Annotated in this window: 15 protein-coding genes, 1 tRNA gene and 1 pseudogene; 14 read left to right on the top strand and 3 right to left on the bottom strand. The window is 72.0% G+C overall.

Going from position 1 to position 23,658, the window contains the following annotated elements:
• Positions 1-44 precede the first annotated feature (44 nt).
• Positions 45-386 carry an Rv3654c family TadE-like protein gene (locus tag ACFWRO_RS00525; RefSeq protein ID WP_384502951.1) on the top strand — a complete coding sequence of 114 codons (342 nt, stop codon included), beginning with the start codon at positions 45-47 and terminating at the stop codon, positions 384-386.
• Here the strand turns inward: ACFWRO_RS00525 and ACFWRO_RS00520 are convergent.
• Positions 328-2,804 (bottom strand): annotated as a pseudogene (locus ACFWRO_RS00520) (DEAD/DEAH box helicase). The gene ACFWRO_RS00525 and the pseudogene ACFWRO_RS00520 sit on opposite strands and share 59 nt — an antisense overlap.
• Positions 2,805-2,884: 80 nt before the next feature.
• Here ACFWRO_RS00520 and ACFWRO_RS00515 point away from each other — a divergent pair.
• The 11 genes from ACFWRO_RS00515 (at position 2,885) to ACFWRO_RS00465 (ending at position 19,164) form a co-directional block, all read left to right on the top strand.
• Positions 2,885-3,238, top strand: coding sequence for an STAS domain-containing protein (locus ACFWRO_RS00515; RefSeq protein ID WP_362414401.1), 354 nt, complete (start codon positions 2,885-2,887; stop codon positions 3,236-3,238).
• A gap of 92 nt (positions 3,239-3,330) precedes the next feature.
• Positions 3,331-3,789, top strand: a complete 459-nt coding sequence (locus ACFWRO_RS00510; protein WP_384502949.1) for an ATP-binding protein — start codon at positions 3,331-3,333, stop codon at positions 3,787-3,789.
• Between the two features lie 268 nt (positions 3,790-4,057).
• Entirely contained in the window at positions 4,058-6,478 is a 2,421-nt protein-coding gene (locus ACFWRO_RS00505; protein ID WP_384502947.1) for a sodium-translocating pyrophosphatase, read from the top strand.
• 186 nt (positions 6,479-6,664) lie between these two features.
• Positions 6,665-7,297, top strand: coding sequence for a small secreted protein (locus ACFWRO_RS00500; protein WP_384502946.1), 633 nt, complete (start codon positions 6,665-6,667; stop codon positions 7,295-7,297).
• A gap of 168 nt (positions 7,298-7,465) precedes the next feature.
• Complete coding sequence (locus ACFWRO_RS00495) at positions 7,466-9,007, top strand: methyltransferase (RefSeq protein ID WP_384502945.1); 1,542 nt, start codon at positions 7,466-7,468, stop codon at positions 9,005-9,007.
• Positions 9,008-9,254: 247 nt separating this feature from the next.
• On the top strand, positions 9,255-9,452 hold the full coding sequence (locus ACFWRO_RS00490; protein WP_384502943.1) for a hypothetical protein: 198 nt from the start codon (positions 9,255-9,257) through the stop codon (positions 9,450-9,452).
• A gap of 237 nt (positions 9,453-9,689) precedes the next feature.
• Positions 9,690-12,527, top strand: coding sequence for a type I DNA topoisomerase (topA, locus tag ACFWRO_RS00485; protein ID WP_384502941.1), 2,838 nt, complete (start codon positions 9,690-9,692; stop codon positions 12,525-12,527).
• Positions 12,528-12,679: 152 nt separating this feature from the next.
• Entirely contained in the window at positions 12,680-16,057 is a 3,378-nt protein-coding gene (gene tmk, locus ACFWRO_RS00480) for a dTMP kinase (RefSeq protein ID WP_384502940.1), read from the top strand.
• Positions 16,058-16,183: 126 nt separating this feature from the next.
• The gene (locus ACFWRO_RS00475; protein WP_384502938.1) at positions 16,184-17,386 is read left to right on the top strand and encodes a DNA polymerase III subunit delta'; all 1,203 of its coding nucleotides are present in this window, start codon (positions 16,184-16,186) and stop codon (positions 17,384-17,386) included.
• 55 nt (positions 17,387-17,441) lie between these two features.
• On the top strand, positions 17,442-18,995 hold the full coding sequence (locus tag ACFWRO_RS00470; protein ID WP_384502936.1) for an alpha/beta hydrolase: 1,554 nt from the start codon (positions 17,442-17,444) through the stop codon (positions 18,993-18,995).
• A gap of 95 nt (positions 18,996-19,090) precedes the next feature.
• Positions 19,091-19,164: transfer RNA gene (locus tag ACFWRO_RS00465), tRNA-Thr, on the top strand.
• A 189-nt stretch (positions 19,165-19,353) separates the two neighbouring features.
• On the opposite strand, the gene ACFWRO_RS00460 is transcribed toward ACFWRO_RS00465, so the two are convergent.
• Together ACFWRO_RS00460 and ACFWRO_RS00455 are read right to left on the bottom strand one after the other, a co-directional pair.
• Positions 19,354-20,007, bottom strand: coding sequence for a hypothetical protein (locus tag ACFWRO_RS00460; protein ID WP_384502934.1), 654 nt, complete (start codon positions 20,005-20,007; stop codon positions 19,354-19,356).
• A gap of 14 nt (positions 20,008-20,021) precedes the next feature.
• Positions 20,022-21,503 (bottom strand): alpha/beta hydrolase, encoded by a 1,482-nt coding sequence (locus ACFWRO_RS00455; protein ID WP_384502932.1) that lies wholly within the window; start codon positions 21,501-21,503, stop codon positions 20,022-20,024.
• Between the two features lie 208 nt (positions 21,504-21,711).
• Between ACFWRO_RS00455 and ACFWRO_RS00450 the strand changes: the two genes are divergently transcribed.
• Both ACFWRO_RS00450 and ACFWRO_RS00445 read left to right on the top strand, forming a co-directional pair.
• A complete protein-coding gene (locus tag ACFWRO_RS00450) occupies positions 21,712-22,914 on the top strand; it encodes a sensor histidine kinase (RefSeq protein WP_384502930.1) in 1,203 nt (400 codons plus the stop codon).
• A complete protein-coding gene (locus ACFWRO_RS00445) occupies positions 22,915-23,592 on the top strand; it encodes a response regulator (RefSeq protein WP_384502929.1) in 678 nt (225 codons plus the stop codon).
• The last annotated feature ends 66 nt before the right edge of the window (positions 23,593-23,658 follow it).

The following is a 23,658-nucleotide window of genomic DNA, read 5'->3' as shown; positions in this document are numbered from 1 at the left end:
CCGCGACCTCGGCCGTGGCGCGTGGCGCAGGGCGGGACCGGGGGATGGCGACGGTGTGGACGGCCTTCGCGGCCTGTGTCCTGTGCGTGGTGTTCGGTGCGGTCCTCGCGCTGGGGCAGGCGGTGGCGGCTCGGCACCGGGCGGGCGGGGCCGCCGACCTGGCCGCGCTCGCCGCCGCCGACCGGGCCCTGTGGGGCGAGGAGACCGCCTGCGCGGCGGCGGACCGGGTCGCCGCCGCGCAGGGGGCGGTCGTGGTGCGGTGCTCGGTGCGGGGCGACCTCGCGGACGTGACGGCGACGGTGCGCCTCGGGCCGTACGCGCCGGAGGTCAGGGCGCGGGCGGGGCCTCCTGGGGCGCTGCCGGGGCTTCCCGCAGCAGTTCCGTGAGCAGGCGCACGGCGCCGCGCTTGTGGAGCGGGTCGTTGCCGTTGCCGCACTTGGGCGACTGGATGCACGAGGGGCAGCCCGCCTCGCACTCGCAGGAGGCGATCGCCTCCCGGGTGGCCGTGAGCCAGGCGCGGGCGGTGTGGAAGGCCCGCTCGGCGAAGCCCGCGCCGCCCGGATGCCCGTCGTAGACGAAGACGGTGGGCAGCAGGGTGTCGGGGTGGAGCGGCACGGACACCCCGCCGATGTCCCAGCGGTCGCAGGTGGCGAAGAGCGGCAGCATGCCGATGGAGGCGTGCTCGGCGGCGTGCAGGGCCCCGCCGAGGATCTCCGGGTTGATCCGGGCGGCGTCGAGCTGGTCCTCGGTGACCGTCCACCACACGGCCCGGGTGCGCAGGGTGCGCGGTGGCAGGTCGAGCTTGGTCTCGCCGAGCACCTCGCCGGTGATCAGACGTCGGCGCAGGAAGGAGACGACCTGGTTGGTGACCTCGACGGAGCCGTAGCAGAGGCGGCCGGCGCCCCAGGGGATCTCGGTGTCGGTTTCGAGGACGGAGATGGAGGTGGTGTCGCGGGCGGTGGTGGAGTACGGCGGGGCGGCCTCCTCGACCAGGGCCACGGAGTCCTTCAGGTCGAGGGTCTTCACCAGGTACGTACGGCCTTGGTGGAGGTGGACGGCGCCCTCGTGGACGGCGGTGTGCGAGGCGGCCTCGTCGACCGTGCCGAGGAGGCGGCCGGTGGCGGCCTCCACGATCTGGACGGGGCTCCCGCCGCCGCCCCGGATGTCGGTGAGGTCGGCGGCCCGCTCGCGGCGGGTCCAGTACCAGCCGGCGGCGCGGCGGCGGAGCAGTCCGGCGGCCTCCAGCTGGGGCAGCAGCTCGGTGACGGCCGGGCCGAAGAGGGCCAGGTCGGCGTCGGTCAGCGGCAGCTCGGCGGCGGCGGCGCAGAGGTGCGGGGCGAGGACGTAGGGGTTGTCGGGGTCCAGGACGGTCGACTCGACGGGCTGCTGGAAGAGCGCCTCGGGGTGGTGGACCAGGAAGGTGTCCAGCGGGTCGTCCCGGGCGACCAGGATCGCCAGGGCGCCCTCGCCCGAGCGGCCGGCCCGGCCCGCCTGCTGCCACAGGGAGGCCCGGGTGCCCGGATAGCCGGCGATCAGCACGGCGTCCAGGCCCGAGACGTCCACGCCCAGCTCCAGGGCGGTCGTGGCCGCCAGGCCGAGGAGCTCGCCCGAGTGCAGGGCACGCTCCAGGGCCCGGCGCTCCTCGGGCAGGTAGCCGCCCCGGTAGGCGGCGACACGGCGGGCCAGGGAGCGGTCGACCTCGGCGAGCCGCTCCTGCGCGATCACCGCGATCAGCTCGGCGCCGCGCCGGGAGCGGACGAACGCGACCGAGCGGACGCCCTGGACGGTCAGGTCGGTCAGCAGGTCGGCGGTCTCGGCGGTGGCCGTGCGGCGTACCGGAGCGCCCTGCTCGCCGTGCAGCTCGGTCAGCGGCGGCTCCCAGAGGGCGAAGACCAGCTCGCCGCGCGGGGAGGCGTCGTCGGAGACCTCCGTGACGGGCAGGCCGGTGAGGCGCCCCGCGGCCTGGGCGGGCTCGGCGGAGGTGGCGGAGGCGAGGAGGAAGACGGGGTCGGCGCCGTACCGGGCGCAGACGCGGCGCAGCCGGCGCAGCACCTGGGCGACGTGGGAGCCGAAGACGCCGCGGTAGGTGTGGCACTCGTCGATCACGACGTAGCGCAGGGAGCGCAGGAAGGAGGCCCACCTGGGGTGGGAGGGGAGTATGCCCCGGTGCAGCATGTCGGGGTTGGTGAGGACGTAGTTCGCGTACTGGCGGACCCACTCGCGTTCCTCGACGGGGGTGTCGCCGTCGTAGACGGCAGGCCGGATCCGGTTGCCGAGCGGAGCCGCCAGCTCACGGACCGCGCGCCGCTGGTCGGCTGCGAGGGCCTTGGTGGGCGCCAGGTAGAGCGCGGTGGTCCCCCGGCCGTTGGCGGCCTCTGAGCCGTCCAGGAGGGTCGTGAGGACCGGGGCGAGGTAGGCCAGGGACTTGCCCGAGGCGGTGCCCGTCGCGATCACCACGGACTCGCCGTCCAGGGCGTGCTCGGCGGCCTCCGCCTGGTGGGCCCAGGGGTGCTCGATGCCCGCGGCCTGGATCGCGCTGATCACCTCCGGCCGGATGCGATGCGGCCAGACTGCATGGCGGCCCTCCCGGGCGGGCAAGTGCTCCGTATGAGTGATGCGCGCGGCCCGGCTCTCGCCCGACGAGAGCCGGTCGAGGACCATGCCGGGGGAGGGGCGGCTGCCCCTCTCCCCGGCTGGACGACTGGGGCGGTGATTCTTGGCCATCGGCACCGAGTGTGTCACTGGCGTGACGGACAATGTCCCAAGGCGTCGTGCATGGCTGCCGGTAAGTGATTGAATGCCATCGCGGCTGGCGATCCGTCCTCCCGACTCCGCCGGGGAGACTTGAGGGACGACCGCTCGATAGCAAGGTGCTGGAGGATCCGTGGACCTGTCCCTGTCGACTCGCAATGTGTCCGGCCCGAGTGGCGACCGTACGGTCGTCGAGGTCGGTGGCGAGATTGATGTATATACCGCGCCCAAGCTGCGCGAGCAGTTGGTCGAGTTGGTGAACGACGGCAGCTACCACCTGGTTGTCGACATGGAAGGCGTGGACTTCCTGGACTCGACCGGCCTCGGCGTGCTGGTGGGTGGCCTGAAGCGCGTGCGCGCGCACGAGGGCTCGTTGCGCCTGGTCTGCAACCAGGAGCGCATTCTCAAGATCTTCCGGATCACTGGTCTGACCAAGGTGTTCCCCATCCACACCACGGTCGACGAGGCCGTCAGCGCCACCGACTGACGGCCCGCAGAGGCCGGAAGAAGGAGTGGAGAACCGGGCAGGACACGCCCGGTCCTCCGAGTTGCCCGCCCAGACGTCTCCAGGGGGACCGCATGGCCACCGTTGAACTCCGCTTCAGCGCCCAGCCCGAGCACGTCCGCACGGCCCGCCTCGTGGCGGCCGCGGTGGCGCGCAGGGCCGGGGTGGACGAGGCGGTTCTCGACGAGGTCAGACTCGCCGTCGGCGAGGCGTGCTCCCGCGCGGTCGGACTGCACCGCAGCAACGACGTGACCACCCCCGTCCGGGTCGTGCTGACCGAGGAGGAGAAGACGTTCTCCATCGAGGTCGGCGACGAGGTGCCGGGCGCGGGTGTCGCGGCGGCCGACGCCGCCGGAGTGCCCGGCGCGCGGGACGATGCGCCGGCCGAGGAGTTCGACGACGCCGACGGCGAGGACGAGATGGGCCTCGCGGTGATCCGCGGGCTCGTCGACGACGTCGAGGTGCGGGCGGGCGAGGAGGGCGGCGTCATCAGGATGAGCTGGCCGACGAATCCGGCGGTCGTGCTTCCCTGACCCACTGACCCACCCCGAAGACCCACCCCGGAACGAAGATCGCGCCCGCCGCGAAGACCGCTCCGAAAGATCGCGAAAAGAGGCCCTGCCGAGCAGGGCCTCTTTTCATTTCTCTAGATCATCGATCATGTGTCAATGCTTTTGGCCCATTACCGCATATGGTGGAAGATCAAGGGCAATGGGGAATTCCATTTGCGGCGCCCTGTTTTGATCAGGTTCCGCTCCCTACAATCCGTCCATCTTGAGCTCGCAACGTCAAGGAGGACGAATGGCGGGGCTCTTCAACCCAGAACTGGCCGGACACCCCACTTCTCTCGCCGCAGCGGTACTCACGGACGAGAACCGTACGATCGTGATCGTCATCGCGGCCGTCGCACTCGCGGCCCTGCTCGTCGCCCAGGTGCTGACCCGTCAGGTGCTGGCCGCCGGTGAGGGCACCGACAAGATGAAGGAGATCGCGGCCGCCGTACAGGAAGGTGCCAACGCCTATCTCGCCCGGCAGTTGCGCACCCTCGGGATCTTCGCCGTCGTCGTGTTCTTCCTGCTGATGCTGCTGCCCGCCGACAACTGGTCCCAGCGCGCCGGACGTTCCCTGTTCTTCCTGGTGGGCGCGCTTTTCTCGGCGGCCACCGGATACATCGGCATGCGACTTGCCGTACGGGCGAATGTACGAGTGGCCGCGGCCGCTCGAGAGGCGACCCCGGCGCCCGGCGAACCGGAAAAGGATCTTACGACCGTCGCGCACAAGGCGATGAAGATCGCTTTCCGTACCGGCGGAGTCGTCGGAATGTTCACCGTGGGCCTCGGCCTGCTCGGTGCCTCCTGCGTCGTCCTCGTCTACGCGGCCGACGCGCCCAAGGTGCTTGAGGGATTCGGCCTGGGAGCGGCCCTCATCGCCATGTTCATGCGTGTCGGCGGCGGCATCTTCACCAAGGCCGCCGACGTCGGCGCCGACCTCGTCGGCAAGGTCGAGCAGGGCATCCCCGAGGACGACCCGCGCAACGCCGCGACCATCGCCGACAACGTGGGCGACAACGTCGGCGACTGCGCGGGCATGGCCGCCGACCTCTTCGAGTCGTACGCCGTCACGCTCGTCGCCGCCCTCATCCTGGGCAAGGCGGCCTTCGGCGACCTCGGCCTCGCCTTTCCGCTGATCGTCCCGGCGATCGGCGTGGTCACCGCGATGATCGGCATCTTCGCGGTCGCCCCGCGGCGCTCCGACCGCAGCGGAATGTCCGCCATCAACCGCGGCTTCTTCATCTCCGCCGTCATCTCCCTCGCCCTGGTCGCGATCGCCGTCTTCGCCTACCTGCCGTCCTCCTACGCCGACCTCAAGGGCGTCACCGAGCCCGGGATCAGCGAACACCCCGGCGACCCCCGGATCCTCGCCCTGGTCGCCGTCGCCATCGGCATCGTCCTGGCCGCCCTGATCCAGCAGCTCACCGGCTACTTCACGGAGACGACCCGGCGCCCGGTCAAGGACATCGGCAAGTCCTCGCTCACCGGCCCCGCCACCGTCGTCCTCGCCGGCATCTCCATCGGCCTGGAGTCCGCCGTGTACACGGCCCTCCTCATCGGCCTCGGCGTCTACGGCGCGTTCCTGCTCGGCGGTACGTCGATCATGCTGGCGCTGTTCGCGGTCGCCCTGGCCGGCACCGGGCTGCTCACCACGGTCGGTGTCATCGTCGCCATGGACACCTTCGGCCCGGTCTCCGACAACGCGCAGGGCATCGCCGAGATGTCCGGCGACGTCACGGGCGCGGGCGCGCAGGTCCTCACCGACCTCGACGCCGTCGGCAACACCACCAAGGCCATCACCAAGGGCATCGCCATCGCCACCGCCGTCCTGGCGGCGGCCGCGCTGTTCGGCTCGTACCGCGACGCCATCGCCACGGCGGTCGCCGACGTCGGGGCGCAGGCCTCCGGGATGACCCTCTCCATGGACATCTCGCAGCCGAACAACCTCTTCGGGATGGTCCTCGGCGCCGCGGTCGTCTTCCTCTTCTCGGGGCTCGCGATCAACGCGGTGTCGCGCTCGGCGGGCGCGGTGGTCTACGAGGTGCGGCGGCAGTTCCGCGAGCACCCCGGGATCATGGACTACACCGAGAAGCCCGAGTACGGGCGCGTGGTCGACATCTGCACCAAGGACGCGCTGCGCGAACTCGCCACGCCCGGGCTGCTCGCCGTGATGGCGCCGATCGCGGTCGGCTTCACGCTCGGCGTCGGCGCGCTCGGCTCGTACCTCGCCGGCGCCATCGCGACCGGCACCCTGATGGCCGTCTTCCTCGCCAACTCCGGTGGCGCCTGGGACAACGCCAAGAAGCTCGTCGAGGACGGTCACCACGGCGGCAAGGGCAGCGAGGCGCATGCCGCCACCGTCATCGGCGACACCGTCGGCGACCCGTTCAAGGACACCGCGGGACCGGCCATCAACCCGCTGCTCAAGGTGATGAACCTGGTCGCCCTGCTGATCGCGCCCGCCGTGGTGCAGTTCAGCTACGGCGACGACGCGAGCGGCGGACTGCGGGCCCTGGTCGCGATCTTCGCGATCGTCGTCATCGTCGTCGCGGTCTACGTCTCCAAGCGGCGCTCCGTGGTCGTCGGGGACGACGAGAGCGACGACGTGGGTGACGAAGGCAACGCCGCGCGGCGCTCGGCGGCTACGCCGGATGCTCCGGTGATTTCGTAATACCAGGTCAGAAGGCAGGCGGGCAGCACGTTCTGACGTGCTGTCCGCCTGTCTCGCGTTCCGCGTGAGGTGTGTCTCCCATAGTGCAATCGGCTGCAATATGGGATGAATCCGTCGCCTGAAAGGTGGAAGCCGCCCGCTCGGCGTGTATGTTCCGGGGCCGAGAGCCTTGGAAGGGACCGATCCGTGAACAAGAAGCTTGCTGTCGCGCTGTCAGGCGCCGCTGTACTGGTGCTCACGCTGTCCGGCTGCAGCGACGACGGCGACAAGGTGAACGACTGGGCCAAGACGGTCTGCGACCAGGCGAAGCCCCAGATCCAGAAGCGGGCCGACGCCCAGCAGCTGATCATCTCGACGGCCGCGGACGGCAAGCCGGCCGACATCCAGGCCGCCGATTCGAAGGCCTTCCAGGACATCGCCAACGCGGACCGTGCCCTCGCCAAGTCCATCGAGGGCGCTGGGGTACCGCCCGTCGACAACGGCGAGAAGCTCCAGCAGGACGCCGTCAAGGAGCTCAACGCCACGGCGGTGGCCTACGAGGGGCTGAAGAAGCAGGTCGACGCGCTCGACCCGAGCAACCAGCAGAAGTTCGCGGACGGCCTTCAGGACGTCGCCGACGGCCTGAAGAAGATCGAGAAGATGGACCAGGACGCGCTGGCCAAGCTCCAGTCCGGCGAGCTGGGTACGGCCATGGCGAAGCAGCCGGGCTGCCAGAAGGCCACCCCCTCGCCCGCCGCGACCTCCCCGAAGGCGGGCTCCACGCCGTCCGGCGCGGCCTCCGTCAAGCCCTCCGGCTCCGCGAGCAAGAGCTCGGAGTAGCAGCGGCGTACGAAGGCCCCGGGACGAGCCGGCCTCGCCCGGGGCCTTCGCGCGCGCTGGCCCTTCGCGCGTGCCCGGAGCCTTCGCGCTTGCCCAGGGCCTTCGTACGACCCCACGCGCGCGTGGGGCTGACGCGGCAATGTCCGTGGGGGACGCCACAATGGTGGGGTGAGTACGACCAGCCTGACCTCCCGCCTCCCCGTCCCCGCGCGTGCCGCGCGGCTCCGCGAGGCTCTGCTCGCCGCCGACTTCACCGCCGACGGCCTGCTCGAACTGCTCGGCGCCCCCGCGTACGCCGCGCTCGCCCGCAGCGAGACCGTGCCCGCGCTGCGCGCCACCCGGGGGGACTCCGCGCTGGAGACCCTCGTACGGCTCTTCCTGCTCCAGCAGCCCGTCTCCCGCGCCCGCGCCGCCGCCGCGCTGCCGCTGGAGGAGTGCCTGGAGGACGGCTGGCTGACCCCGTTCGGTGAGGACGGCGAGGCGGACGGTGAGGTCGGCGCGAGCGTCGACGTCAGGCCGTACGGCGGGCCCGACGGGCAGGACTGGTTCATCGTCTCCGACCTGGGCTGCGCGGTCGGCGGAGCCGGCGGCATCGGCAGCAAGGACGAAGGCGTCGTCCTCGGCGTCGGCGGCGCCTCCACCACCCTGGCCGGCATCACCGTCCGTACGCCCGTGTCCTCCGCGCTCGACCTCGGCACCGGTTCCGGCATCCAGGCCCTGCACGCCGCCCAGCACGCCACGCTGGTCACCGCGACCGACCTGAACCCGCGCGCCCTGGACTTCACCCGCCTCACCCTCGCGCTCTCCGGGGCCCGCGAGGCCGAGCTGCTGCAGGGCTCGCTCTTCGAGCCGGTCGACGGGGACACGTACGACCTGATCGTCTCGAACCCGCCGTTCGTCATCTCCCCCGGCGCCCGGCTCACCTACCGCGACGGCGGGATGGGCGGCGACGACCTCTGCCGCACGCTCGTCCAGGAGGCCGGGGAGCGGCTCAACGACGGCGGATACGCCCAGTTCCTCGCCAACTGGCAGCACGTCGAGGGCGAGGAGTGGCAGGAGCGGCTGCGCTCCTGGGTGCCGCGCGGCTGCGACGCCTGGATCGTGCAGCGCGAGGTCCAGGACGTCACCCAGTACGCCGAGCTGTGGCTGCGGGACAGCGGCGACCACCGTGCGGACCCGGCGGAGTACACGCGGCGGTACGGGGCCTGGCTGGACGAGTTCGAGGCCCGGAAGACCAAGGCCGTCGGCTTCGGCTGGATCACCCTGCGGAAGAACGCGGCGGTGGCCTCCGGCGCGGTCGAGCCGTCGATCGTGGTCGAGGAGTGGCCGCACCCCGTCGAGCAGCCGCTCGGCGACACCGTGGTCGCCCACTTCGAGCGCCAGGACTACCTGCGCTCGCGCGACGACGCGGCCCTGCTCGCCGACCGCTTCATCCTCGCGTCCGAGGTCGTGCAGGAGCAGGTCGGGCTGCCGGGCGCCGAGGACCCGGAGCACGTGGTGCTGCGGCAGAACCGGGGCATGCGGCGGGCGACCAAGGTGGACCACGTGGGGGCCGGTTTCGCGGGCGTCTGCGACGGGACGCTCAGCGCGGGCCGGATCCTGGACGCGATCGGCCAGCTGATGGGCGAGGACCCGGTGCTGCTGAGGGACCGTACGCCGCAGGCCATCCGGCTCCTGGTGGAGGAGGGCTTCCTGCTCCCGTCGAGCTGAGCCCCACGGATCCCGTCGAGCTGAGGCCGTCCGTCCGAATCGTGACCCGCGACACGCCCCGCCCCGCCGCGATGTGACGGACGTGGCAGCCGGGGATGGGGGCACTACCGGCCATATTCGTGAACCCGTAGGGGACCGTCCGCGTCGTTCACCCGGAATTCGCACCGGAGACGCCGGGAGGTGCCAGCCTCGGCCTCCAGGGACCACCGGGCGCCACCAGGGCCTGTGAAGGGAACGGGGTACGGGCATGGAGAGCGGGCCTGCGATCTTCGCCGGAACGGCGTTCGCGCTGTTCGGAGCCGCGCTGCTGCTGTGGACGGGGGTGCGCGTGGCGCACGGGGAGCCCGTCGCGCAGGGGGTCGCCACGCGGGTCGCCGCCACGCTCACGACGATCTTCGGAATGGTCTTCCTGCTCCTCGGCGTGTGGTGCTTCGGCCGGGTGTGACGAGGTCGTTCCGCTTGGTCACGCCTCACCGGACCTGGAGTCCGGGCGGCAGGAATGCCAGAAGTCGGGTTACCGTTCGAGTGGCCGTTGCGGGCTTTCGCCGTTTGACACGGGGGCGGGTTGTACCGTCACACTCCGCAGCGATGGCAGCGTCACCATGCGTGCCGCCGCCGTGCGTGCCGGCGGAATGCCGGTGCTGTACGTGCCACCGAGCGTCGACCGGAGAGAAGAGCGAAGTTGTCCCCGACCAGCGAGACCGCACAGGGCGGCCGCCGACTCGTCATCGTCGAGTCGCCTGCCAAGGCGAAGACGATCAAGGGCTACCTCGGCCCCGGCTACGTCGTCGAGGCGAGCGTCGGGCACATCCGCGACCTCCCGAGCGGCGCCGCCGAGGTGCCGGAGAAGTACACCGGCGAGGTGCGCCGCCTCGGCGTCGACGTCGAGCACGACTTCCAGCCCATCTATGTCGTCAACGCCGACAAGAAGGCGCAGGTCAGGAAGCTCAAGGAGCAGCTGGCCACGGTCGACGAGCTCTTCCTCGCCACCGATGAGGACCGCGAGGGCGAGGCCATCGCGTGGCACCTCCTCGAGGTCCTGAAGCCCAAGGTCCCGGTCCACCGGATGGTCTTCCACGAGATCACCAAGGACGCGATCCAGGAGGCCGTCCGCAACCCGCGCGAGCTGAACAAGCGCATGGTGGACGCCCAGGAGACCCGCCGCATCCTCGACCGGCTGTACGGCTACGAGGTCTCGCCGGTCCTGTGGAAGAAGGTCATGCGCGGCCTCTCCGCCGGCCGCGTCCAGTCCGTCGCCACCCGCCTCGTCGTCGAGCGTGAGCGCGAGCGCATCGCCTTCCGCTCCGCCGAGTACTGGGACCTCACCGGCACCTTCTCCACCGGCCGCGCCGGTGACCCCTCCGACCCGTCGTCGCTGGTCGCCCGCCTGAACACGGTCGACGGGGCGCGCGTCGCCCAGGGCCGCGACTTCGGCGCCGACGGTCAGCTGAAGAGCGCGAACGTGCTCCACCTCGACGAGGAGAAGGCGCGGGCGCTCGCCGCCTCGCTCACCGACACCTCGTTCGGCGTCCGGTCGGTCGAGTCGAAGCCGTACCGCCGCTCCCCGTACGCCCCGTTCCGGACGACGACCCTCCAGCAGGAGGCGAGCCGGAAGCTGGGCTTCGGCGCGAAGGCGACCATGCAGGTCGCGCAGAAGCTGTACGAGAACGGCTTCATCACGTACATGCGTACGGACTCCACGGTCCTCTCCGACACCGCCGTCTCGGCGGCCCGCGCGCAGGTCACGCAGCTGTACGGCGCCGACTACCTGCCGGAGAAGCCCCGCGTCTACGCGGGCAAGGTCAAGAACGCGCAGGAGGCGCACGAGGCGATTCGCCCTTCGGGTGATCGTTTCCGCACCCCGGCGGAGACCGGCCTGACCGGCGACCAGTTCCGGCTCTACGAGCTGATCTGGAAGCGGACCGTCGCCTCCCAGATGAAGGACGCGACCGGTAACTCGGTGACCGTGAAGATCGGCGGCCGTGCCGCCGACGGCCGGGACGTCGAGTTCAGCGCGTCCGGCAAGACGATCACCTTCCACGGCTTCATGAAGGCGTACGTGGAGGGGGCCGACGACCCGAACGCCGAGCTGGACGACCGCGAGCGCCGACTGCCGCAGGTCGCCGAGGGCGACGCGCTCTCCGCCGAGGAGATCACGGTCGACGGCCACGCGACCAAGCCGCCGGCCCGCTACACCGAGGCCAGCCTGGTCAAGGAGCTGGAAGAGCGCGAGATCGGCCGCCCGTCGACGTACGCGTCGATCATCGGCACGATCCTGGACCGCGGCTACGTCTTCAAGAAGGGGACGGCGCTCGTGCCGTCGTTCCTCTCCTTCGCCGTGGTCAACCTGCTCGAGAAGCACTTCGGCCGGCTCGTCGACTACTCCTTCACCGCCAAGATGGAGGACGACCTCGACCGCATCGCCCGGGGCGAGGCCCAGGCCGTGCCGTGGCTGAAGCGCTTCTACTTCGGCGAGGGCGCGGGCGCCGCCACGGGCGCTGCGGCGGACGCCGGGAACGGCGACGGCGACCACCTCGGCGGTCTGAAGGAGCTGGTGACCGACCTCGGCGCGATCGACGCCCGGGAGATCTCCTCCTTCCCGGTCGGCGACGGCATCATGCTGCGCGTCGGGCGCTACGGCCCGTACGTCGAGCGGGGCGAGAAGGACACCGAGGGCCACCAGCGGGCCGACGTGCCCGAGGACCTCCCGCCCGACGAGCTGACGGTCGCCCACGCCGAGGAGCTGCTCGCCAAGCCGAGCGGCGACTTCGAGCTGGGCGCCGACCCGGTCAGCGGCAACCAGATCGTCGCGAAGGACGGCCGCTACGGCCCGTACGTCACCGAGATCCTGCCCGAGGACACCCCGAAGACCGGCAAGAACGCGGTGAAGCCGCGGACCGCCTCGCTCTTCAAGTCCATGGCGCTGGACACGGTGACGCTTGAGGACGCGCTCAAGCTGATGTCCCTGCCGCGCGTGGTCGGCGCGGACGCCGAGGGCGTCGAGATCACCGCCCAGAACGGCCGCTACGGCCCGTACCTGAAGAAGGGCACGGACTCGCGCTCGCTCACGGACGAGGAGCAGCTCTTCACGATCACGCTGGAGGAGGCGCTCGCGATCTACGCGCAGCCCAAGCAGCGTGGCCGGGCGGCCGCGAAGCCGCCGCTGAAGGAGCTGGGCACCGACCCGGTCAGCGAGCAGCCCGTGGTCGTCAAGGACGGCCGCTTCGGCCCGTACGTGACGGACGGCGAGACCAACGCGACCCTGCGGACCGGGGACAGCGTCGAGGACATCACTCCGGAACGCGGCTACGAGCTGCTCGCCGAGAAGCGGGCCAAGGCGCCGGCGAAGAAGACGGCCAAGAAGGCGCCCGCGAAGAAGACGGCCGCCAAGAAGGCCGCTCCGGCGAAGAAGACGGCGGCCAAGAAGACGGCCGCCAAGAAGACGACGACGGCCGCGAAGACGACCGCGGCGAAGAAGACGACCGCGGCCGCGAAGAAGACGGCCGCGAAGTCGGAGTAAAGACGGCTGCGAAAGCGGAACCCCGCGCTCTGCGACGGGGTCTTGTAAGGGGCGGGGGCAAGTGACCCCCGCCCCTTACACGTTTCCCCGCCTCCCGACGTTTGTTCGGATGGAGGCCACGGGGAGTCAGAGGGTCCGGATAGGGTGGACGGATGACGCGAGCAGAGCAGCCAGACTCCGACGTCGCGCTTGTCGCAGACTCCAGGGAGCGTGCCGTACGGGCGCTGTTGCGCCATCAGCCCCTGCGAAGGTTGTGGAGCGCCCAGTTCGTCGGCGGGACGGGAGACGCGCTCGCCGTGCTCGTCCTGGTGCTCCTCGGGCTCCAGGCCGCCGTCTCCGAGCAGGCATTCGGGGGCGGGTACCGGGGCGCGGCGCTCGCCGTCGCCGCCGTGATCGGCGCCCGGCTGCTGGCCTCGGTGCTCTTCGGGGCCGTCCTGCTCGGCCCGCTCACCCAGCTGACCGGGCCGAACGGACCCTTCGACCGGCGCTGGACGATGATCGGGGCGGACGCCCTGCGGATCGCGCTGCTCGTGATCGCGCCCCTGTGGATCGACTGGACCCCGGACAAGGCCCTCGGGTTCCTGCTCGGCACCGTCTTCGTCGTGGGCGCCGCCGAACGGCTGTGGACCGTCGCCCGTGAGGGCGCGGCCCCCGCGCTGCTGCCCGCGCCGCCGCTGGAGGGCGCCGCCGTGCGCCCGCTGCCGGACCACCTCGACGCGCTGCGCCGACTGTCGCTGCGCACGGGCTTCCTGGCCGTACCGGCCGCGGCCGCCGTGCTCCTCGCCGCCACCCTGGCGAGCAACCTGCTGGGCGCCGGCATCGACTGGTTCACGCTGCACCAGGCCGCCCTCGGCTCGTACGTCGCCGCCGGTCTCTTCGCCGCCTCCGTCTCGGTCCTGTACTTCGTCGAGCTGCCCGGCGGGCAGACCCCGAGGCCGCGTTCGCCGCTGGAGGGCCTGCGCCTCGCCGGCGCCGAGAAGGGCCGCACGGGCGCGGTCGGACTGCTCGTGATCGCCTGCGCCACGGTCGCCGGTGCCGTCGCCGCAGCAGCGGCCGTCGCCGTCCTGCACGCGTACGACCTGGGCGGTGGCCCGGTCACGTACGCGCTGCTCATCCTCGCGCTGAGCGGTGCCACCGCCGTCGGCATCCGCACGGCCGGTTCCGTGCTCACCGTGCTCTCCCGCCGTCGGCTCCTCGCTCTCGCGATCGCCCTCACCGGCATCGCGCTGCTCGCGATGGGCCTCGTGCCGGACACGGCCACGGTGCTGCTCCTCTCCGTACTCGCCGGGTACGCGGCCGGGGTCGCCGCCAACACCGGCCACACCCTCATCGACCAGGAGACCGAGGAGGCCCGGCGCCCCAAGGTCACCGAGCACCTGCAGGCCGTCGTCCGGGTCGCCATGGCCGCCGGGGCACTTGCCGCGCCGCTGCTCGCCGCCGCGATCGGCCCGCACCGGCTCGCCTCTGGCAGCTTCGTCTTCGCCCACGGCGGCGCCGCGTTCACGCTGATGCTGGTCGGCGCGCTGCTGCTGCCCGTCGCGGCCCTCGTCCTCGCCAAGACCGACGACCGGGCCGGCGTACCGCTGCGCCGCGACCTGCGCGACGCGCTGCGCGGCGCCGACCCGGTGCAGGCGCCCGCGCCGACCGGCTTCTTCATCGCCCTGGAGGGCGGCGACGGCGCCGGCAAGTCCACCCAGGCCGAGGCGCTCGCCGAGTGGATCCGCGCCAAGGGCCACGAGGTCGTCGTCACCCGCGAACCGGGCGCCACCCCGATCGGCAAGCGGCTGCGCTCGATCCTGCTCGACGTCTCCAGCGCCGGGCTCTCCAACCGCGCCGAGGCGCTGCTGTACGCCGCCGACCGCGCCGAGCACGTCGACTCGCTGGTCAAGCCCGCCCTGGAGCGGGGCGCGATCGTCATCTCCGACCGGTACATCGACTCGTCCGTCGCCTACCAGGGCGCCGGCCGTGACCTGTCGCCGACCGAGATCGCCCGGATCAACCGCTGGGCCACCGGCGGGCTCGTCCCGCACCTGACCGTGCTCCTCGACGTCTCGCCCGAGACCGCGCGGGAACGGTTCACCGAGGCCCCGGACCGTCTCGAGTCCGAGCCGCCGGAGTTCCACGCGCGCGTGCGGGCCGGTTTCCTCGCGCTCGCCGCCGGTGACCCCGGCCGCTACCTCGTCGTCGACGCCGGCCAGGAGCCGGAGGCCGTCACCACCGTCGTACGCCACCGGCTCGACCGGATGCTGCCGCTGTCCGAGGCCGAGGTGAAGGCCCAGGAGGAGGCGCGGCGCAAGGCCGAGGAGGAGGCCAGGCGCAAGGCGGAGGAAGAGGCCGCGCGCAAGGCCGAGGAGGAGCGGCTCGAGCGCGAGCGCCAGGCGCAGCTCGCCAAGCTCCGTGCCGAGGAGGAGGAGCGCAAGCGCCAGGAGGAGGAAGAGGCGCGGCGCCGCGAGGCCGAGCGCCAGGCCGAGGAGGCCCGCCGCCGCGCGGAGGAGGCCCGAGTGGCCGCCGAGGAGGAGCGCAAGCGGCGCGAGGCCGAGGAGAAGGTCCGCCGCGAGGAGGAAGAACGCCGCCGCAAGGAGGCCGAGGAAGAGGCCCGGCTGCGCGCGGAGGCGGAGGAACGTCGCCTGGAGAAGCAGCGCAAGGCCGAGGAGGCCCTGCTGCGCGCCGAGGAGGCCCGCCGCCTGGCCGAGGCGGCCGCCGCGAAGGCGGCGGAGGAGACCGCGAGGAAGGCCGCGGCGGAGGCTGCGGCCGAGGCGGAACGAGCGGCTGAGGCGGCGCGCGCCGCGGAGACGGCCAAGGCTGCGGAGGCGGCGCGGAAGGCCGAGGCGGAGAAGGCGGCTGCGGCGGCCAAGGCTGCGGAAGCGGCCAAGGCCGCGGAGGCTGCGAGGGCTGCTGAGGCGGAGAAGGCGGCGGAGGCCGCTGCGGCGGCGAAGGCTGCCGACGCCAGGAAGGCGACGGAGTCGGCGAACGAGATCACGGTCGCGACGCCGGTCGTGCGTCCGGACGCTCCCCGGCCCGACGACGTGACGCAGACCGTGCCGGTCGTGTCGCCGAACGAGATCACCGTCCCCACGCCGGTCGTGCGCCCGGACGCTCCCCGCCCCGAGGAGCAGACGACCGTTCTCCGTCCCGTGAGGGACGCGGAAGAGACGACGGTCCTCCGCCCGGTGCGGGACGCGGAAGAGACGACGGTTCTGCCGCAGGTGCGGGCCGTCGACGAGACGGCGGTTCTGCCTCCCGTACGGGACGCGGATCCGGCCGACCGGGTTCCGCAGGGGATCTTCCGCGACGAGCCGACCGGGTCGAACAAGCCGACTGGATCGAACGAGCAGACCAGTTCGAACGAGCAGGCCGATTCGAACGACCGGACGCGCGAGCTGCCGCAGCTCGACGAGCAGGGCCGCCCGAAGCGCCGCTCCGACTGGGCGGAGGAGACCCCGCTCGACGACCTCCCCTCCCTGGCGGACGAGCTGCTCGGCCCGCACGACGAGGAGAACGACGGCCGCCGCAGGGGCCGCGGCCGCTGACGCCGACGCAGGGAACCCTCGGCCGCCCGTCGTTGTCCGGCGGGCGGCCGAGAGTGTCAGTGGGGTGCCCCACAATGGAGGACGTACCTGGGCAGGACGTACCTGGGGCGTACCTGAGGAGGGCACATGACCGTATGGGACGACCTCGTCGGGCAGACGCGGGTGGAGGAGCAGTTGGCCGCCGCCGCGCGGGACGCCGACGCGTTCGTGACGGCCCATGCCACCGGTGCGCCCGTGCCCGGGGCGTCCAAGATGACCCACGCCTGGCTCTTCACCGGCCCCCCGGGGTCCGGGCGGGCGACGGCGGCGCGGGCCTTCGCGGCCGCGCTGCAGTGTGTGAGCCCGGACCGGGCGCTCGGCGGGGCGCCGGGGTGCGGGTTCTGCGACGGCTGCCACACCGCGCTGGTGGGGACCCACGCCGATGTGGAGGTCATCCGTACGGACCTGCTCTCCATCGGTGTGAAGGAGACCCGTGAGCTGGTCCGGCGCGCCCAGCTCTCCCCGGCGGTCGGCCGCTGGCAGGTGATCGTCCTCGAGGACGCCGACCGGCTCACCGAGGGCGCGGGGAACGTGCTCCTGAAGGCGGTCGAGGAGCCCGCGCCGCGCACGGTCTGGCTGCTCTGCGCGCCCTCCCTGGAGGACGTGCTACCCACGATCCGCTCGCGCTGCCGCCACCTGACCCTGCGGACGCCTCCGGTGGACGCGGTGGCGGATGTGCTCGTACGACGGGACGGCATCGATCCCCAGGTCGCCGCGGCCGCCGCCCGCGCCACCCAGGGCCACATCGACCGCGCCCGCCGCCTGGCCACCGACGAGCGCGCCCGGGCCCGCCGGGCCGTGGTCCTCAAGCTGCCGCAGCGGGTCGGCGACATCGGGGGCTGCCTCAAGGCGGCCCAGGAGATGGTCGACGCGGCGGGCGAGGACGCGAAGCAGGTCGCCGAGGAGATCGACGTCAAGGAGACCGAGGAGATGAAGGCCGCGCTCGGCGGCGGCCAGGGCGGGCGGATGCCGCGCGGCACGGCCGGCGCGATGAAGGAGCTGGAGGAGCGCCAGAAGCGGCGCAAGACGCGTACGCAGCGCGACAGCCTGGACCTCGCGCTCACCGACCTCACCGGTTTCTACCGCGATGTGCTCACGCTGCAGCTCCGTACGCGTACGCCGATAGCCAATGAGGACGTCCGGGACGCGGTGGAGCGGATCGCCCGGGACACGGCGCCCGAGCGGACCCTGCGCCGGATCGAGGCGGTCCTCGCCTGCCGCGAGGCGCTGGACAGGAACGTGGCCCCGCTGCTCGCGGTGGAGGCGATGACGATGGCGCTGCGCGACTGAGTCCGCACCTGGGACGATTGGACACGCTCCGTACTCGTACGGATACCCTCCGGGCATGGACTCCAGGCGTTTGCTCCGTACGTCCGCGACGGCCGTCGTCGCCGCCGGACTGATCCTCTCCGGCTGTACGGGCGGCAGTGACGCCGCCGCCCCCGCGGGCGCGCTGGCGTCGTCGTCGCGGACCGCGCCCGCCACGCCCGACCCGGCCCTGCGGAGCTTCTACGCGCAGAAGCTCACCTGGCGGGACTGCGGCGTTCCGTCGTTCCAGTGTGCGACGCTCCGCGCCCCGCTCGACTACGCGAACCCGGCGGCCGGTGAGATCGAGCTGGGGGTCTCCCGGGTCGCGGCCGGCGGGCCCGGCAAGCGCCTCGGTTCGCTCCTGGTCAACCCGGGCGGACCCGGCGGCTCCGCCGTCGGATACCTGCAGGGGTACGCGGGCATCGGCTACCCGGCGGCGGTCCGGGCCCAGTACGACATGGTCGCCGTCGACCCGCGCGGGGTGGCCCGCAGCGAACCCGTCGAGTGTCTGACGGGCCCGCAGATGGACACGTTCACGCAGGTCGACCAGACCCCCGACGACGGCTCCGAGACGACTGCCCTGACCAGCGCCTTCAAGGGATTCGCGGCGGGCTGCGCGAAGCGCTCGGGCGAGGTCCTGCCGCATGTCTCCACGGTCGAGACGGCCCGGGACATGGACATCCTGCGCGCCGTGCTCGGTGACGAGAAGCTCACCTACGTGGGTGCCTCGTACGGGACCTTCCTCGGCGCCACGTACGCGGAGCTGTTCGCCGGCCGCGTCGGACGGCTGGTCCTGGACGGTGCGATGGACCCCTCGCTGCCCGCGATCGACCTCGCCCGCGACCAGACCGCCGGCTTCGAGACCGCCTTCCGGGCCTTCGCGGCCGACTGCGTCCAGAAGCCCGACTGCCCGCTGGGGACGGGGTCCGTCGACGCGGCCTCCGACAACCTGAAGGACTTCTTCCGCAAGGTCGACGCCGAACCGGTGCCGACCGGCGAGAGCCGCGAGCTCGGCGAGTCCCTGGCGACGACCGGGGTGATCGCGGCGATGTACGACGAGGCGGCGTGGCCGCAGCTGCGCGAGGCGCTGACCCGGGCGATGGGCGGCGAGGGCTCGGGCCTGCTCGCCCTGGCCGACAGCTACTACGAGCGCGAGACGGACGGCACGTACACGAACCTGATGTTCGCCAACACCGCCGTGAACTGCCTCGACCTCCCGGCGGCCTACACCGGCCCGGCGGACGTCGAGAAGGCGGTCCCGTCCTTCGAGAAGGCCTCCCCGGTGTTCGGCGAGGGCCTCGCCTGGGCGGCCCTGAACTGCGCCTACTGGCCCGTCGCCCCGACCGGCCGCCCGCACCGCATCACCGCCGAGGGCGCCGCCCCGATCGTCGTCGTCGGCACCACCCGCGACCCGGCGACCCCGTACAAGTGGGCTCAGTCCCTCGCGTCCCAGCTCTCCTCCGGCACCCTCCTGACCTACGAGGGCGACGGCCACACGGCCTACGGCCGAGGCAGCGACTGCGTCGACTCCGCGATCAACACCTATCTCCTGACCGGCACACCCCCGACCACCGCCAAGCGCTGCACGTGAGGGGTGTCGCGGACCACATGAGCCTGGTCAGGAGCACCCCGGAAACTGTGTAGACTTGGCGAGGCCGCTGCGCCCAACATGGGAACGCACGGCATGCCGCCTTAGCTCAGTTGGCCAGAGCAACGCACTCGTAATGCGTAGGTCTCGGGTTCGAATCCCGAAGGCGGCTCGGATCAGCCCCAGGACTCACTCGCCGTGACCTGGGGCTTTTCTTATGCCCCGATGAGGCGGGGGCGGAACGCGATGATCTTCGCGCCCTCGTGCGTGCCCGCTGTGTGGCCGCTGTGTGGCCGCGCCGGCGGGGGTCGCCGGCGTGGGTGTGGAGTCTCGGGTGTGGTGCCTCGGGGGGTTGGGGCGATCAGCCCGCTGCGCCGTCCAGCAGGGGGCTGTGGCGGAGTCGTAGTGCGCGTTCTGTGCTGGCTGCCAAGGTGGCGATGCCGAGCGCGATGTTGCCCCACAGCGGCACGTCGATGGGCGAGGTGAAGGTCCCGGTGTGCTGGGCGATGGCCTCGGACTTGGTGAGCTGTTCGGCGAGTTGGGGGAGGAGGACGGCCAGGGCGGCGAGGAGCACGCACAGGGAGAAGAGACCGATGGTGCGGCTCAGCGCGGGGTGCGCGTGGTCGAGGTGTGCCCGGCGGCCCTCGGCGGAGTCGGGGTCCGGGACCAGCTGGAACTCGTGGCCTTCGTCGGTGACGTAGTGGCAGCGCTTGAGGCCGAATCCGCTCATCCTCACTTCTACGGTGCCGCCCGGGACGGGGAACACGGCAGGGAGCCTGGACTCGGAGTGCAGCCTGCCGTCGACGTACAGGTGGGCCTTGACGTTGCCGGACGACTGGTTCTGCCAGTGCCTGACGTCGACGGTGTAGACCGCATCGCGGCCGGCGTCGTTCGTGAGGCGCAGATGGAGCAGGGCGCGGAAAGGCAGCTGCCACCAGCGGAAGGGCTTCAACTCTCGGCCGTCCCCGGGCGTCACCCGCTGTGCGGCTCGACGCTGCCGCCACTCCTTGATCATGTGTTCGCTCCCCGCTACTTCTTCGGCTCCGCCGCGCAGGCGAGGTCCTCGGTCGGGCGCTGTCCGTCGGTCAGGAACGCTGTCACCGTGTTGTTCGCGCAGGTGTTGCGGCTGAACGGGTAGACACCGTGGCCGCCCTGGTCGGCGGTCACCATCGTGGCCCGGTCGCCGAATGCCCGCCGTAGCTTCATGGCGCCGACCAGGGGTGTCCCCGGGTCGCGTTCGTTCTGCACCATCAGGACGTTCGACGGGCCGCGGTCACCGATCCGCACCGGCGGCTCGACCCGGGTGTCCGGCCAGAACGCGCAGGCCTTGATGCTTCCGGTGGTCCCGCCCAGCATCGGGTACTTCGCCCGGTCGATCGCGGCGTTGCGCTGGTAGTCGCGGACCTTGCCGGGCCAACGCGAGTCACCGCAGGTCACGTAGAAGTGACTGGCCGAGAAGTTCTCCGGAAGCGGCGCCGGAGGCGGCAGCGGCTTGCCCTTGTCCAGCGCCTGCCATTCCCCCGCCAGTTTGGGCATGTAGCCCTCGACGTAGAGGTTCTCGAACGTCACCCCGCGGAACACCGTTCCGTCGATGCCGCCGACCGGCTTGGCGTCCAGCCGCTTCACGAGTTCGAAGAACTTGGCCGTCACCTGCTTCGGTGTGGAGCCCAGACCGTACTCGGGGTGCGCGGCCGCGTACGCCGCGAAGTCCGGGAACCGGTCCTCCATCCCGCGGCCGAGCAGGCGGAAGCCCGCCAGGTCGTAGCCGCCGGGGCCCAAGTTGCTGTCGAGCACGATCCGGTCGCTGCGCTCGGGGAACAGCGTCGTGTACACCGCGCCGAGGTAGGTGCCGTAGGAGGTACCGAAGTAGGAGGTCTTCCGCTCGCCCAGCGCCGCCCGGATCCGGTCCATGTCGCGCGCGGTGTTCGCGGTGGTGGTGTGCGGCAGCATCCACGCCGTCCGCGACGTGGCGCACTGTTCGGCGATGGCCCGCGCGTGCGGCGCCTCCTTGGTGACGTCGGCCGCGGTGTGCGCGTACGGCGGGAAGTTGCCGCGCGCCTGCTGCTCCGGTGTCAGGTCGCAGGTGACCGGCGTGCTGCGGCCGACGCCACGCGGGTCGAAGCCGATCACGTCGTAGGAGTCGAGGACCTCCTTCGGCAGCCCGGCGCCGGCGAGGAGGGCCGGGTAGGTGAGCCCCGAGACGCCGGGGCCGCCCGGGTTGGTCAGCAGCACACCGCGGCGCTTCGCAGGGTCCTTGCTCGCCAGGCGGGAGACGGCGATCTCGATCTGCCGGCCGTCGGGAGCGCGGTAGTCCAGCGGGACGTCGAGCGTCGCGCACTCGAGACGGGGCGCGTCGGCGCTCTGCGCCGCGGCCTGCTGCGGGCACGGGCCCCACCGCAGGGAGCCCGGCTTGGCCGTGACTGCATCCGGAGCCGCCGACGCCGACGCTCCCGACATCGCGACCGCCGCGACCGCGGTGGCCGCGAGGGCAAGGGACAGGGATGTGCGCATCTGGTGTCCTCCTGAGGGGGCGCACGATGTCGCACGCCGGAACGATCGGGTGACATGGACGAGTCTGATCGTCCGGCGGCATCGGCACATCGGCCCGTTGGCCCGAGTCGACCTAGACCTAAGTCGAAGTGGTGGTACGACTCCGGGCGAGGGCGGGAGTGTCCTCAGGTCTGCTGCACCGGCCGCACGGTTTCGCGACAATGACCGGATGAACACGGACCTCGCGCCACGACTCGGGGGGTGGCAGCAGACATGGCAGCTGGTGGCGGCCGCGGCACTGGGCATTCCCTTCTGGGTCTCCACCGGTGCGGCGCTGCCGCGGGGGTGCGCGACCGACACGTGTTCCTGGTTGGTCACCGGTGATCCGCTGGTGGCTCTCGGCTGCCTGACGGCGCTCCTGTGGCGGCGAGGGTTCCCGCTCGCCGTCGCCATGGCGGTCGCCATCGCCTCGGGTGTGTCGACACTCGCCGTCGGTGCCGCGCTGCTGGCTCTGTGCTCGATCTCCACGCGTCGCCGTCCGGTGGAGATCGGAGTTGTCGCGCTCGTCTACGTAGCCGCGTCGCAACTCACCCTCGTGCTCTACCCGATCGAGACCCCGCCCGGCTCTCTGGCGCTCCAACTCGCACTCCCGGCACTGAGCGCGGGCATCGCGGTGGCCATGGGCGTGGCCATCGGCGCACGACGCGTCGAGGTGTGGTCCCTGCGGGAGCGGGCGGAGAGCGCGGAGCGGGAACAGACCGCACGGGCGGAGCAGGCGCGGGCCCTGGAACGGAACCGTATCGCCCGGGAGATGCACGACGTGCTCGCGCACCGGATCTCCCTGGTCGCCATGCAGGCCGGAGTCCTCGACCACCGCGGCAACCTCACCCCTGAGGAGAACCGCACGTTGATCCGTGGCATCGCCGACGGCTCCCACCAGGCGTTGGAAGAGCTACGGGACGTCCTCGGTGTCCTCCGCGCCGACCCGGGCCGCCCGGAACCGCCACAGCCCTCCCTCGACCGTATCCCGGAGCTGGTGGGCGACGCCCGCACTTCCGGACTGGACGTCACGCTCACCAACACGGTGACGGGAACGCCGTCCGACGTCGTGGGCCGGACCTGCTACCGGGTCATCCAGGAAGGACTGACCAACGCCGCCAAACACGCCCCGGGCGCCGCCGTACACATCACCGTCGAAGGAACGGCCGGCGACGAACTGCGCGTGAGCGTCCGCAACTTCCCGGCCACCACGACGATCGTTCAACCGCCGACATCGGGATTCGGTCTGCTCGGCCTCGCCGAACGCATCACCCTCGCCGGCGGAGGACTCAGCCATCACCCCACGCTCGACGGCGGATACGTCCTCGCCGCGCAACTCCCCTGGCCGAACCCGAACCCGAACCACGACCACGACCACGAAAAGAGAAGCTGAGTGGACAGCGAGCGGGAGCCGGTGCGGGTCGTCATCGTCGACGACGAACAACTGGTGCGCCTTGCGCTACGACTCGTCATCGACGGCGAACCGGACCTGACCGTCGTCGCGGAGGCGGCCGACGGGGACGCCGCGATCGCCGTGGTGGACGAACAGCGGCCGGACGTCGTGCTGATGGACATCCGGATGCCCGGCCGTGACGGTCTCAGCGCGACCCGGGAACTCCTCACCCGGCCGGCGCCGCCCCGGGTCCTCATGCTGACCACGTTCGACTCCGACGATCTGCTGCTCGGCGCGCTGCGCGCCGGAGCCCTCGGGTTCGTCCTGAAGGACACCCCGCCGGCGCGGATCCTCGACGCGGTGCGGACGGTCGCGGACGGGAACCCCGTACTGTCCCCGGCTGCCACGGCACGAGTGATCGCGGCGGCCACCGGGCCGCAGTCCTCCGCGGCCCGCCGCTCGTCCCGCGAAGCCGCGCGGAAACAGCTCTCCGCGCTGACCGGACGGGAACTCGAGACCGCCCGGGCCATCGCGGACGGTCTTGGCAACCCGGAGATCGCCGAGCGCCTGGGCATCAGCGTCGCGACCGTCAAGGCGCACACAGGCAACCTGTTCGCCAAGCTGGCGGTCGAGAACCGGGTGCAGATCGCACTCCTGGTCCGCGACGCCGAGGAATGACCGGCCACCCCAGATCACCTTCACCCCAGGTCAGCTCTTCTGACCTGGGGTTTCTTGTTCCGCGGA

This window comes from Streptomyces sp. NPDC058579 (assembly GCF_042718575.1).
Taxonomy (GTDB): domain Bacteria; phylum Actinomycetota; class Actinomycetes; order Streptomycetales; family Streptomycetaceae; genus Streptomyces.
This window is presented reverse-complemented; position numbering and strand designations above follow the sequence as displayed.